We start from the raw sequence: 14444 nt of genomic DNA on the forward strand, positions 1-14444 counted from the left end.
CTTAGGACTAGCTGCTTGCATTAGCTACCTGCAATGGCAGCGATTTAATTGACCAGAGTCACATTATCGAAGGTTGTAAAACTCTACAATTTTCCAGTGAGCACGCCATAGACTGCCCAAATTGCCATTGCTCGTAGGTAGTGACTAGCGCGAAAGGTTCCGGATGGAGTAATGGCTTCTGGCGTGCGGAACTGTAAGCCGTTGTCGTAGATTTGCTGGATAACAGCCTGGGCGATCGCCATTGCTTCGTCCTTCATCTCCATTTGCACCATGAAAGCGGCAAGCCCAAAGTTAATGCCGATCCACACTTCGAGGGGATGGGTGGAATTGGGGTTTTCTGGGGTACCATCGGGTCGAACTCCATTGGCGGCTCCAAGGGGAAGGGAGGAACTGGCGAGGGGCAAGGGGTGGGGGGCGAGTTGATTAGCTGTTTCCAGCGTTTGCTGTTCTGCTAGGCGGGCTTCTTGAACGGTGGTGAATTGTTGAGCTTGCAGGTTGCCAGAGCCAAGATATTGATTGAATTTGATGAAGCAGGCATCATAGACCGTGCGGAGGGTGGTGTGGATGCGATCGCGCGGCGCAATATCGGGCAGGTGCAATAAACGGGCGTAGAACTGTCCACACAGTTGATCGGTCATCACAATATCGGAGCCGCTATCGCTGTCAATCCGGTAATACTGACCGTTCCAAAGCTCTTGATACAAGGGATAGGATTGCTCTAGCCAAACCTGGAAATTGCCGATGTCGTTGGATAGGCTAGTGAGCAGACGAATATCGGCGGTATTTTCAGCAAGGAGACGACCAATCGCGATCGCGGCTTCCAAGGCTGCTAACCACAAACCGCCGCAATAGGCGCTGATTCCCTGAAGCTTCCAATCATCAAAGGTTTGGTCGGGGGCACCAGAGTTTTCGGGAATGCCATCAAAATTTTTATCAAAGCCCTTGAGATAATGCAAGGTTTGGGAAATTGCTCCCCAGCACTCCTGCAAAAAGCCAATATCCGTTGGGTCGCTTAGTAAAAAGGCTCGATAGACTTGCAGCACAAAGTCGCAGGACAAATCTTTCCACAGGTTGCAATCTTGATAGCTAGTGTAGTTAGTTTTTTCCCAGACATGCTCATTGGGTGCGCCCAAGTCGTGGGGGGTGGCTCCAGCGTTTTTGCGAGCTGCCATGGGGCTATCTGCGCCAATCGTCATGTAGTAGCCGATCACACGGGTGCGATCGTCGCTGGCAGGAATGGCGCGGGCAAAGGCACGAATCACTGCTTTTTCCAGGTCTGGGAACAGCATCAGCAGGCCAAAGGAGCCATACAAGCGCACATCCAGGCTTTCATACCAGCGATAGTCAATACATTCCAGCACGGCGAATTGTCCGACCGGATCTTGCTCGGTTGCCGCACTCCACAAAGTTCCGCCATCTGTCAGGATGTATAGTTCGTTGAACAGCGCCATTTTGAACCAGTTGGGTAAGTCTGGCTCCTCTAAAATAGGCTGCTGCCAAGATTGAATTTGCTGTTGCCAGGTTTGGTAGTGTTCTAGGGCAGTGTGGGCGATCGCCCAGGCATTTTTGCCGCTGCGATCAAAAAAATCGGTGTAGCGCTTAAAATACTCCACCCCTTGAGCAAATTCCATCACTGGAAAATCCCAACTTAGGGTGAAAGGAATGTGCTGGGTTTCGCCCGGTTGCAGGGTGAACTGGACTGCGATCGCAGCTGCAATCTGCTCACCGGATTTTGCGGCTGTTGCATTATCTCGATTAGGTAACGAGCCATTTTCAGCAAAGGAATGCCACACTTCGGCGCCATCACCAGTCGGATTCCAGCGAGTTTGATAAAAAATGTTGGTATTGGCAGGTGGTTGAAGCGCGATTCCGCTCTGCGGATCTCCCACGAGAATCGCCCACTGTCCATCGCCTTCAGCAGGGCGATCGGCTGTTTCTCCTTGCTCCTTGCCCATCACTATTCCAACGCGCATCTCGTCTTTCATCCATCGGTTCACATTTCCAGTGCTTTCGCCTAACCGTGGCTGATACTCATACACGGGACTGCCATCATCCCGCAGTTTCACTTCCGGAGACTTGGAGGCATTGGTAAACCAGCCCACCATATTTTGCCAGGTCAACAAAATGCTGAGGGTAATGGGTTGATCGGTGGGATTGTGAGCCGTCCACTCGAAAATCGCGACGGGATAGCTAGTTTCCTGGTAGTTGTGGGGCACGATGGGTGAAAACTGTTCGCAGGTCAGGGCTGCCTGAAACACATTTTCGTAAACAAACCAACTGCGGGGGTAAAGGGCATGGTAAGTGCCTGTCGAGAGTGAGGGGGGCGGGATGAGAGGGGAATGACTTGCTGGATACCATTTCCAGGATTTTAAGCTTCCATCCGTAGGCGGTTCTGTGGATAATGCATAGGCTTGGGATTGGTCACCACTTTGCTCAAAAATGCTGAACTGACAGGCAGGCATCGTTTGGAAGACGTGTTCGCCGCTGTCGATATGCCATAAATTAAAGTCTCCTCGGTGCGATCGCCCGATACAGCCAGCCCCAAATCCGCCCAGGGGCATTCCATGCCAAGGACCATCATCTAGATTGCTAGGATAGCGGACAGTGTAAGGGGTCTCCCAGCCTAAACCGATGGGACGCTGCCAGGTGCAGTCAGGAATTTGAGGCGATGTGGATTGATTTTGCATGTCCTGATTTTAAGGGCGATCGCGCCAAGTATAAACGCGGTTGCCTCTTCTGACTGTTGCATAAAGTCCTGTAGAACTCCTGATGCTTCTGTAGTGGCTCATGCCGCATCCTTCAGCTTAAGGGAAAACCGGAAAGTTCATGCTTCAACCCGTAGTTGAGAATAGGTTGGTTCTTCTAGCTAGATTTATCCGTTTGGGTGAGAGGTATTCAATGAAATCGCAGGCTGTCTGGTTCTGTGTGGTCGGTTTGACATCATTCGCTGCAATCTCTAGCGGATGGATGCATAGCACTGCTCAGCAGCTATGGAATCCTGAAATAGCCCAAGCTGCCAAAATTACAAGAACGTTGCTTAAAAATAAATCCAGGCTGTTTCCTCGCAATATGCGACCAGTGAGCATGTCTGCCCAACCCGCTGTTCGTTTCTTGCTTGTTCCTCATAGCACTCGTTCTTCCAGTAGCCTTTAGCTTGATTCTTCCCTTTTAAGAAAATGCGATCGTTGCTGTTAATCTAGAGCAGTCATGCCTTCAATTAAACGGGCAGGTTAGCCGCGCACGATGGATTGCTACTTATGAATAGTGTGTTAGGAGTGCCCCAGGAAACGCTGAAGCAGGGTCCGCAGGTTCTGGGGATTGATTTAGGTGGAACTGCGATTAAGCTAGGGCGTTTTAGTCAGAATGGAGATTGCTTGCAGTCGTTAACGGTGCCTACTCCACAACCGTCTACTCCCGAAGCGGTGGTCAGGGCAATGATTCATGCGATCGCCCAACTCGACCCAAAACACCAAGCAGCGGCGATCGGCATTGGCACTCCGGGTCCTGCCGATGCAACCGGACGAATTGCCAGAGTTGCGATTAACCTTACAGACTGGCACGATGTTCCGCTTGCTGATTGGATTGAAGCAAAAACTGGGCTACCCACCACCATTGCCAACGATGCCAACTGCGCCGGAATGGGAGAGGCATGGCTCGGTGCAGGGCGATGGTTTCGTAACCTGATTTTGCTCACCCTGGGCACGGGTGTAGGAGGAGCCATTATTCTAGACGGCAGACTGTTTGTGGGGCATCATGGCACAGCAGGTGAACTGGGACTAATCACCCTCAACCCCAACGGACCCGCCTGCAACAGCGGCAATCAAGGCTCCTTGGAACAATATGCCTCGGTGCAAGCAATTCGTCGCCGCACTGGATTAGAACCGGATAAGCTGGGCGCAATGGCGATCTCTGGCGATGCCCAAGCGTTAGAATTTTGGCAGCATTATGGACATGATTTAGGCGCGGGTTTGGCAAGCCTAATCTATGTGCTGGCACCAGAAGCAATAATCATTGGCGGCGGTGTCAGTGCCAGCGCTGACTTATTTTTTCCATCGATTCAGACTGAGCTAGAACGGCGAGTGTTGCCTTGCTCCCTGGCTGGTCTGCAACTTTTGAAGGCGGAATTGGGCAATCAGGCGGGAATTGTAGGCGCGGCAAAACTAGCGTGGCAATTGGCGGCGGAATAAGCGAATTGATATCTAATTTTTAGGGGCAAAAACCATGAGAATCTTATTCTGCCCCAAATTGTGAACCTTAGAGAAAGCTAAGAAATAAATGATCCACTGTTATGCTGTGCGCAACGAAGTAAGGTGGAACAGCGCTAAATTTTCGGTGAATCAAGAAGTTGAAATCAACGATAGGTTTATTCAGCATCACAAGATCATTTTTTATATGGGTTTCTCTTAATGTTCAGTTGTGAATCTACTTTCAGATTAAAAATCTATCGTCGGCAACACAAACTTTTATAGAAAATCAATCATGCATATCTTGATCTTTTTAATTGTAGGTACGATTTGCTGGCTATTGCTTATATTGCAACCCTGGCAGCTATCTCCAGAAAGACCAGCGAATAAAAAACACTTAAAGATTCTTCGGAAAGGCACTCAGGCATGGAATGAATGGCGGCGTAGCTCATTTGCTCAGCCTATTTTGAATAGACTGCCTAATCATCAATGGCCTTTGAATCTTAGAGATGTTGACCTTAGTCAATCTTATTGTGTTCAAACATCATTTGAGGGAGTTGATCTTGAATCAGCCAATTTCTCACGTGCCATTCTTTATGGTGCAAAGTTTAGAGATGTCAATTTGAAGAATGCTAACTTTAGACATGCAGATTTACGCTATTCGGATCTGTCTGGTGCCAACTTGGAAGGCGTAGATTTCACAGAAACTAATCTTGAAGAAGCTAATCTTTGTGATGCAAATCTCAAAAAGGCAACTTTTCGTAGAAGCAATCTATATAAAGCAAACTTAGTAAAAGCAACTTTGATAGCTTCGTATATTCAAGGAACTAATCTCCGTGAAGCAAGATTGAGTGGTGCAGACATCAGCAATGCATGGATAGGTGATGATAGGTCAGAACCTACCTTGTCTAATCCACAGACTAATTGCATGGGAACTAATTTCCGAGGTGCTAATTTCAAGAACGCCTCTTTTGATGAAAGCGTTGACCTTAGCACAGCAGATTTACGAGATGCCATTATGCCTGATGGTAATGTTCATCTTTAAGGATGATACTTAATATAGCTAAAGGGATAACACATATAGTAAGTATGAAATTGGGTTCACCCCCTTCGTAAGTTACCCTCATTCCCCAACACCTTAGTACCTTAAGCCGTTTAATCTAGTCTTAAACCTGCCCTTACAGATAACTTGTCTGTTGGAAATCTTCTTACTTCACAGTTAAGAAATTTCAGCCGGAGCAATCAAGGATGAATCTTGCCTATCTATGACAAGATTGGTGGCTTTAGACCCGTAGTTTGTTGTTTGCTCTGGCTCCTGTTGCAGGAGAGCTGCTCGGATAAATCCCTTGAACAAAGGGTGGGGCAAGTTAGGACGAGACTGAAACTCTGGATGAAATTGGCTGGCTATAAAGAATGGATGATTGGAAAGCTCAACAATTTCTACCAAACGTCCATCGGGTGAGGTGCCGCTGATGGTATACCCAGACTCTACAAGCAGATTACGATAGGCGTTATTGAATTCATAACGATGGCGATGGCGCTCGTAAATTACTTCTTCTTGATACAAGCTAAAAGCGAGGGTGTTGGGAGTAAGGCGACAGGGGTATAGCCCAAGCCGCATGGTGCCGCCCAAATCTACAACATCTTGCTGTTCTGGCAATAAATTAATCACCGGATTCTGAGCATTGGCGTTAAATTCTGAACTATTGGCATCTTCTAAATGGGCAAGGTGTCGTGCCCATTCGATCACAGAGCATTGCATCCCTAAGCACAACCCTAAGAAGGGAATTTGACGCGATCGCGCATATTGAACTGCCGCAACTTTGCCATCAATTCCACGGGCACCAAAGCCGCCAGGCACGATAATTCCATCTGCACCCTGCAAAAATTGTTCGGGATTTTGAGCCTCAATATCTTCAGAATTGACCCAACGAATATTGAGATCGCTGTCTAACTCGATCGCGGCATGGCGTAATGCTTCTACAACTGACAAGTAAGCATCGCCCAACCGCACGTATTTGCCGACGATCGCAATTTCTACGCGCTTCGTTGGGTGATAGAGGCGATCGACTAGTCTTGCCCATTGCTTCAAATCAGGGCTGCGCTGTTCCAATTGCAGTAACTCTAATGCTTGATTGGCTAAGCCTTCGCGTTCTAGGACTAACGGCACTTCATAGATGCTGTTGGCATCAGGACAGGAAATTACACATTCTGCAGCCACATCGCAAAAGCCTGACACTTTTTCTTTAAAGCCTTCTGGCAAGGGGCGATCGCTGCGGCAAACTAACATATCTGGCTGAATTCCAATCGATCGCAGTTCCTTCACCGAATGTTGAGTCGGCTTTGTTTTCATCTCGCCTGCTGCTGGAATCCAAGGCACCAAGGTGACATGCATGTACAGTACATTTTGTCGTCCCACATCTTTGCGAAACTGGCGGATCGCCTCAAGAAACGGCAAAGATTCAATATCTCCCACAGTGCCGCCAATTTCGGTAATTACCACATCAGGATTGGTGTTTTTTGCAACTCGCAGCACCCGCTCTTTGATTTCATTAGTAATATGCGGAATCACCTGCACCGTGCCGCCCTGATAATCTCCCCGTCGCTCTCGATTCAATACCGCTTGATAAATCGAACCTGTAGTAACGCTGTTCAAACGCGACATGGAAGTGTCGGTAAAGCGTTCATAATGCCCCAAGTCTAAATCGGTTTCCGCGCCGTCTTCCGTAACAAACACTTCGCCATGCTGAAATGGACTCATCGTGCCCGGATCGACGTTGATATAAGGGTCTAGCTTAAGAATAGAAACCGAATAGTTGCGCGACTTTAGCAACCGTCCTAAACTTGCAGCAACAATACCCTTGCCGATGCTAGAGACAACGCCACCCGTAACAAATACAAACTTGGTCATAAATTTCAGAGGGGCACTTAGCTGGGAAGCATACACATCCCGTTTATTCTGCCACAGTCTTTTGATCTTCCGCTGTCGTTACACCGTTAATCTGGCAAGGTTTGATCAAGATAGGCTGAATAAGAAGAACATCTTGCCCATCTCAGTACTTAACGGTGGTTCTAGAAAGCAAATTTTATTGAAGCTTCTCTTCGTATTACTAACGCTCCTACAAGACATCAGAAAATGCTACTTCGATTTAAAAAAAGAATAGGTCAAACGTTTAATTTTTTAATGAGAAAGCAAACACTAATTATTTTGTTTTTTTTTGCACCATTTCTTGTTTATTATGATGTTTTGATTCTGGGTCATACGATTTCATTTAATGAAGCATCGACAGATTTTTCTCAACATTTTGGAAGACTTTTACCCGTCTTAGACCCGGCTGCCGGAAGTCAACAGGATCACCCGTGGTTATCCTACATTGGAATAGCACTAAGACAGGGTTCTATTCCTTTAGTTAACTTGGAAAATGGGTTAGGTGCTCTGCTTGTAGAGTCAATGCAATCAGGAGTATTTTATCCACTTAATTTGCTATTGATATTGATGGATTTGTCTTCACCACAATTTTTTGATTTGTTTGAAGTCTTCCATGTATTGATACTGTCAATTAATACATTCTTGTTATTCCGACTATATATTTCTTGGAAGCTTGCGATCGCACTTTCTACTGCTTTTTCGCTAAGCTGGCTCTCGTTTCTTGAAATTAACATGGTGCATTACCGCGCCTTTGTTTGGACTCCTCTAATTGCTTGGGCCGCAGTAAAAATTCTGCGAGTCGCTTATTCCAAAAGGACAATCTTAGTAGGCGTTTTCGCAATTACATGCTGTTTGACGGCAGGTAATCCGCAAGAAGCTTTTTTTGATGTAATTGCGGTGCTGGTATTTGTGCTAGCTGAATTATTACGAGCAGTCATTGAAAGCCATCGAATACCATGGCGATCTCTCTTTGTATTTAGTTTTTCATTAGCATCAGGGCTTTTAATCAGTTCTCCGTCAATCTATCCCTATCTCGTTAGCAAAAAAGCAGGCCTGTTAAACTCGCTTGCGACTCCAGCCCGCTCAGGAGCTTCACTTAGCCCTGAGTGGTTAACTGGAGGAATTATTCCGTATATCAATGGTGCCTATGCAAATTACTTTCGTCCAACTGTTATATCCAATGAAGAGTTAGCAGTTTTTGCCATACATCCAGTGTTTATATTTCTAGTAATTATAGGAATTATTTTATGTTTTACTCGAAAAATTAGCCTTTCAAATAAAAGCATTTTTTTGGTCTTTCTAATTTCTGGAATACTTGGAATTTCAACTATTTCATCTTTTAGCTTGTTGCCGTCTCTTCTTACTAAAATTCCATTTGTCAACACTATTCGTATGACAAAATATGTTAACTACATTTATTTGCTAATTTCTACCAGTGGCGCGATCGCTTTATCGATACTCATCAATTTGCCGCTTAAAACTCGCCATTGTATCACTCGTTATGCACTCATTGGCTTTGTAAGTATCGTTTTTCTAATTGTTTTCTTTCACCTATCTGACCCTAGATGGAACTTTGATTGGGGTAGCTTCAGCTCGCTTTTGCAAATTTGGATTGGTTGGGCGATCTCCATCATCATTTTGGTTTGGATATTGCTATCGAATTCTACTGAGCTGAATTGGAAACTGTTTTTATTTGGAATGATTCTAACAGCCTTTCTGATGCGACCCTATGGATTTTCCAACGCTTTTCCAAACCATGCTCCTTTCCCAGTTGCAGGAGTCGATCTAAGTCAAGAACGTATTCTTTCTAATGCAGATTCAGCCAATACTAATCTACTGAGAGGGTATGAGCGTGTAGAAGTGTTTGACCCAATCCTAAATCGCAGCTTTGCAGATTTAATGAATAAAAACTTTAGTGTTTTGAGTGGAGTACTCCATCTTCAATTGCCGAAGGAAGTAATATTAAACTCCAACCAAATTGCTCTATTGAAATTAATGGGAGTAACTTCTATTTATGGATACAAAGTCACAGATGCCAATGCTGTAACTCCAGTGGATAAAGAATTTTTGAAAATCAATGATCCTTTACCTAAAGTTTTTTTACTAAAATCCAATCAAACCATTGAAGCGAGCTGTCAAGTTCAAAATTATTCCAGCGCACTAGCTGCTACGCGATCGCTGCTGGTTAGTCAGCCCCAAATTGTTCATAAAAGCATTAATCAAGTTCAGTTTGAGTTAGCGCAGGCTGGTTCTGGCACACTTGTCTCTCTACAAGCTTTTTCTCCGGGCTGGAGCTTGAATGGTGTTCCAGCTTCCAAATTTTGCGGCGCGTTTAATACATGGCAGGGCACATTTAATGCCAATCAGCTCTACACACTCCGCTATGTGCCGCCAGGGTTGAGAACGGCTTATGGCTTTGCGATCGCCGGAGTTATTCTGCTGCTTATTGCCCTTGCGTTTACTCGTCCAAATTCCGGCACTGCCGCCCTTCCATAACCGTTCCCAATCTGTGGTAATCTCTGCTGAGCAAGGAATTTTTGCATCCGTCAGCAGTTTTTTCACCGTATGTTTCAAACAGGCTTGATTGGGTATACCGGCTTTGTGGGCAGCAATTTAACTCGGCTGACAGTTTTTGATGCGTGCTACAACACCCAAAATATTGCAGAGATTTCAGGGCAAGCGTTTGAAACTCTGGTCTGTGCTGCACCGCAAGCGAAAAAATGGTGGGCAAATCAGCATCCGGATGAAGACTGTGCTTTGGTGAAGCAGTTAATCAACCACTTGAAGCACACTCAGGTAGAGCGGTTTATTTTGATTTCTTCAATTGATGTGTTTCCGACGGTGGTTGGGGTGGATGAAACCTTTGATTGTGCTAGTCAATCAAATCATGCCTATGGGCGTAATCGGCTGATGCTGGAGCAGTTTGTGGCGGCACACTTTCCCTTAGCTCATATCGTGCGCTTACCAGGATTGTTTGGTCCTGGGCTGAGAAAGAACGTGATTTTTGACATGATTAACCACAATCAGCCTGAAAAGATTGATCCAGACAGTCGGTTTCAATGGTATGACGTGACACGGCTGTGGGCAGACCTGCAAACGGTGGTTCAGAAAGACTTACGCTTGGTGATGTTGGCAACTGAACCCGTTGCTACGAAAGAGATTCAGGAGCAGTTTTTCCCGACGGTAGAGATCGGTGCAGAGGCAAGTGGATCTGCGTTTTATGATGTGCATACTTGCCATGCTAAGGCATTAGGTGGCAGTGGCAAGTATCTGCTGACTAAAGAACAAGTGCTGCAAGACATTGGACGATTTGTTGCAACAGAGCCGAGGCAAGCCGAATGAAGCTAACAATTTCTAATATTGCCTGGACGGATGCAGAGGATGAAGCAGTGCTGGCGCTGCTGCCTAGTTTGGGCGTGAACGCTGTGGAATTGGCACCCACACGTATTTGGTCAGAGTGGGAATTTGCTCCACCAGAGATTTCTGCCTATCGGGAGTATTTGCAAACGCAAGGGCTGGTGTGTTCTTCGTTGCAGGCAATTGTTTACAAAAAGCCCGATTTGAAGGTGTTTGGGTCGGCAGCAGAACGGGCGGGACTGATTGCCCATTTGAAACGGGTGGCGGATCTGGCAGTAGCGTTGGGGGCAAAGCCACTGGTGTTTGGGGCACCAAAAAACCGCGATCGCGGCAACTTAGATGATAAAACTGCCTTTGCCCAAGCAGCGGATCTGTTTGCAGAGGTGGGGGACTATTGCCAGCAGCAGGGCGTGTGTTTGTGCATTGAACCAAATCCCACAGACTATGCCTGCAACTTTATTACTGATAGTCAAAGTGGAGCGCAACTAGTGCGATCAGTGAATTCCCCTGGTTTTCGACTCCATCTGGATGCAGCAGGAATGCATTTAGCTGGCGAAAATATTCCTCAAGCACTGGAATCCACAATAGACGTGCTGGAACATATCCACATTAGCGAACCGAATTTGGGAACTTTCAGTGCGCCCCAAGTTGCCCATAAGCAGGTTGCTGCGACGCTGCGATCGCTCGACTGGAACAAGTGGATTTCGATTGAAATGAGAGCGTCGGATGATGCGATTGCTAATATTACACAGGCGATCGCTATGGTTAAAGAAATCTATGAGGTGGCATGAGCAATCCATTCACACAATCATCGTCCTCAGAGCCGACCGAGTGGGAATTGCCAACCTTTACCGTATCGGAGTTTGCGCCCCGTCGCCATGCTTATTGCATTGGCATTCCTATCATCAACGAAGGGGAGCGAATTAGAGCTCAGCTACAGCGGATGTATGATTTAGGGCTGCATAAATTTGCCGATATTGTAATTGCTGATGGCGGCAGCACTGACGGATCAACAGATCGCGATCAACTTGCCCCATTTGGCATTCGGACATTGCTCACCAAAACTGGAAAGGGTAAGCTCAGTGCCCAATTACGGATGTTTTTTGCCTATGCAATTACCCAAGGCTACGACGGTATGGTGATTATTGATGGCAATAATAAAGATGGTGTAGACGCGATTCCCAAGTTTCTAACCGCCCTGGAGCAAGGCTGGGATTATGTGCAAGGATCACGCTACATCCCTGGTGGCGAAGAGAAAAACACACCGCTGTCTCGCAAAATAGCGGTCATGTTCATCCATGCGCCAGTGATTAGTTTGGCAGCCCGTCATCGCTACACTGATACGACTAACGGATTTAGAGCTGTCAGCCGTCGCTTCTTGCTTGATAGCAAACTGCAACCCTTTCGCGACGTGTTCAACACTTATAATTTGCACTATTACCTATCAGTGATGGCTCCCCGGTTGGGCTATCGGGTGAAAGAACTACCTGTGTCGCGAGTGTATCCCGCTGAGGGTCCAACGCCTAGCAAAATCAAAGGGTTTAAGGGAGAATGGCATGTGTTAACCCAGCTGTTCAAAACAGCGCTGGGGTTCTACCGTCCATCATCCAACTGAATTTTAGGAGCTTAAAAACAATCGGTGGTGCAGCTTAATCACGCGATCGCAGTTATTGGCGGCGGCTTTTATGGATGCAGCGTTGCAGAATATTTGGCGAAGCAAGGAGCCGAGGTGATTTTGTTTGAGCAAGCATCTGATCTGATGACTCGTGCTTCCTACAACAATCAGGCTCGCTTGCATAACGGCTATCACTACCCTCGCAGTTTCAGTACTGCCTATCGCAGTCGGCTAAATTTTTCGCGGTTCCTGCATGATTATCGTCCAGCGATCGCCACGAATTTTGTCAAACTCTACGCGATCGCGCGGCTGTCTTCCAAAGTCAGTTCACGCCAGTTTGAATATTTTTGCCAAAACATCGAAGCACCCTTCACTCCTGCCCGCACAAGTTTTGCCGATTTGTTTTCGCCGCGCCTAATTGCGGCGGTATATGAAACTCAGGAATATGCCTTCGATGCGGCAGTACTACGCCGTTTATTGGCGGAACGGTTAGCAAAAGCGGGAGTCAAAATTCGGCTTGATACACCCATTGAGCAAATTATTTCCAGCATTAGCCCTGCGCCTATGCAAGTCATCGATCATCAAGGAAACAGCACTCCTGTTGAGTATGTGTTTAACTGCACTTATTCTGGGTTGAATGGAGTTGTAGGTATCACGCCCACCCAATTGAAGCTGAAACACGAGATTACTGAACTGAGCCTGATTCAACTGCCGCCGGAACTAGAAAATATCGCAGTGACAGTGATGGACGGTCCGTTTTTCTCGTTTATGCCCTTTCCTGATCGTGGCTTGTCTACGTTTACCCACGTTCGCTACACTCCTCACGCGGCCTGGATAGAAGCAGCCAATGATGGGCTGAACCCTTACGAGATGCTAAAAAATTGCGATCGCGCTACGAATTTCGGTTATATGATTCGAGATGCTCAACGCTATATTCCTTGCTTAGAAACAGCCACCCATCAAGATTCCCTATTTGAAATAAAAACAGTACTGGTTCGCAATGAAGGGGACGACGGACGACCTATTTTGTTTGAAGTGGATGCTAATGAGCCTCGAATTGTATCAATGTTGGGGTCGAAAATCGACAATATTTATGATGCATATACTGCGATTGATGACTACTTTAAGCATTAAAGTTGAGCGTTAAACATAGAGAAAAATTTAAGCTGTTGACCCTTAAACACCAGACCCTATCCAAGAACGGTTACCCAAACCCCATCACGGCTAAGCTAAGATGACTCTAATTTTTTGCAGTCTGATCTGTGGGTTGCTGAGGAGCATAAAAGGCATTATTTGATCATGAGTAGTCGTTTAAATCGTCGATCTGACGTGATGGTATCTGTGATATCGCCCATCAGCAATGCAGAAAGTTGGATTGCCAGCTATTTGCACGAAATTTCATCTCTTTTATCGGAAGAATTTAAAGACTATGAAATTGTGTTGATTGACAATGCATCTTCTGATGAAACGGTGCAGGTGGTTGAGCACCTTCAGCAAGAATTAAAAAACGTTCAGCTTTATTGCTTAGCACGAAAAATTCCCCATGAAAGTGCTTTTGTGGTTGGGTTGGAGCAAGCGATCGGGGATGTATTGATCACTCTGGATGCTGCTTATGATCCGGTGGAGCCAATTACTGAAATGTTGCAGATGAGCTATGGCGGAATAGATATTGTCTATGGGGCAAGGAGCGATCGCGCTCAAGGGGGAAAACGAAGCCTTTATAATTCGCTGAGCCGCATCTTTTTCCGGTTCTATCGTCAAATTACCAAAGAGAATCTTCCACTTTCAGTATCAACTCTGCGCTTATACACCCGTCGAGCAATTAATGCTTTTTTGGATAACGGCGATCGCTATAATCTTTTCCCAGTCATTGCCGCCTTCTCAGGACTGAGATATAAAACCTTTAGTTATCAACGCCTGAACCGCACTGGCAAAGCTAGCAATCAAAGCTATTCAGAAGCAATTTCAAGAGCATTTCGCCTAATTTTTCTATCCTCCCATTACCCCCTGCGCTTACTCACTTTAACGGCATTGGCAGGCGCTTTTTTGAATGTAGCTTACAGTATTTATGTCTTATTTATAAATCTGTTTAAGTCTAGAGTTGCAGAAGGATGGACAACGCTTTCTTTGCAGAATTCGGTAATGTTTTTCATTTTATTTATGATTTTAGCAGTGCTGTGCGAATATGTTTCTCGCTTAGTAATGACCAGTCAAAATCGCCCCTTTTATTTAGTCACACGAGAAAGTAGAAGCTTAGTATTGGCTCGCAAAGAAGAAATTAACGTCATTCAAAATGAAGCTAGACCACGCGAATAATGTATCCAAGTGCTAGTCATCCTTGGTTTATTCATATTTTTGG

At 46.0% G+C, this 14444-nt stretch carries 11 protein-coding genes; 9 read left to right on the forward strand and 2 right to left on the reverse strand.

The window, feature by feature from the left end:
* Positions 1-83: 83 nt before the first annotated feature.
* On the reverse strand, positions 84-2687 hold the full coding sequence (locus tag JOY44_RS05150; protein WP_171572622.1) for a GH116 family glycosyl hydrolase: 2604 nt from the start codon (positions 2685-2687) through the stop codon (positions 84-86).
* Positions 2688-2898: 211 nt separating this feature from the next.
* Between JOY44_RS05150 and JOY44_RS05155 the strand changes: the two genes are divergently transcribed.
* From JOY44_RS05155 to JOY44_RS05165, 3 genes are all read left to right on the forward strand, one after another.
* Complete coding sequence (locus JOY44_RS05155) at positions 2899-3153, forward strand: hypothetical protein (RefSeq protein WP_171572623.1); 255 nt, start codon at positions 2899-2901, stop codon at positions 3151-3153.
* Between the two features lie 104 nt (positions 3154-3257).
* Positions 3258-4187, forward strand: a complete 930-nt coding sequence (locus tag JOY44_RS05160; protein ID WP_171572624.1) for an ROK family protein — start codon at positions 3258-3260, stop codon at positions 4185-4187.
* 292 nt (positions 4188-4479) lie between these two features.
* Complete coding sequence (locus JOY44_RS05165; protein ID WP_171572625.1) at positions 4480-5229, forward strand: pentapeptide repeat-containing protein; 750 nt, start codon at positions 4480-4482, stop codon at positions 5227-5229.
* 174 nt (positions 5230-5403) lie between these two features.
* Here JOY44_RS05165 and JOY44_RS05170 read toward each other — a convergent pair whose 3' ends face one another.
* A complete protein-coding gene (locus tag JOY44_RS05170; RefSeq protein ID WP_171572626.1) occupies positions 5404-7095 on the reverse strand; it encodes a CTP synthase in 1692 nt (563 codons plus the stop codon).
* Between the two features lie 225 nt (positions 7096-7320).
* Between JOY44_RS05170 and JOY44_RS05175 the strand changes: the two genes are divergently transcribed.
* From JOY44_RS05175 to JOY44_RS05200, 6 genes are all read left to right on the forward strand, one after another.
* Complete coding sequence (locus JOY44_RS05175) at positions 7321-9609, forward strand: hypothetical protein (protein ID WP_203031938.1); 2289 nt, start codon at positions 7321-7323, stop codon at positions 9607-9609.
* A gap of 69 nt (positions 9610-9678) precedes the next feature.
* Positions 9679-10455, forward strand: coding sequence for an NAD-dependent epimerase/dehydratase family protein (locus tag JOY44_RS05180; protein ID WP_171572628.1), 777 nt, complete (start codon positions 9679-9681; stop codon positions 10453-10455).
* Complete coding sequence (locus JOY44_RS05185) at positions 10452-11261, forward strand: sugar phosphate isomerase/epimerase family protein (protein ID WP_171572629.1); 810 nt, start codon at positions 10452-10454, stop codon at positions 11259-11261. The genes JOY44_RS05180 and JOY44_RS05185 overlap by 4 nt, the downstream gene beginning before the upstream one ends.
* Positions 11258-12085, forward strand: coding sequence for a glycosyltransferase family 2 protein (locus JOY44_RS05190; RefSeq protein WP_171572630.1), 828 nt, complete (start codon positions 11258-11260; stop codon positions 12083-12085). Before JOY44_RS05185 ends, JOY44_RS05190 begins: the two co-directional genes overlap by 4 nt.
* Before the next feature lie 24 nt (positions 12086-12109).
* On the forward strand, positions 12110-13219 hold the full coding sequence (locus JOY44_RS05195) for an FAD-dependent oxidoreductase (protein ID WP_207211157.1): 1110 nt from the start codon (positions 12110-12112) through the stop codon (positions 13217-13219).
* Between the two features lie 165 nt (positions 13220-13384).
* Positions 13385-14401, forward strand: a complete 1017-nt coding sequence (locus JOY44_RS05200; protein WP_171572632.1) for a glycosyltransferase — start codon at positions 13385-13387, stop codon at positions 14399-14401.
* Positions 14402-14444: the final 43 nt, after the last annotated feature.

It is taken from the genome of Leptolyngbya sp. Cla-17 (genome assembly GCF_016807185.1).
Lineage (GTDB): Bacteria > Cyanobacteriota > Cyanobacteriia > Leptolyngbyales > Leptolyngbyaceae > ULC077BIN1.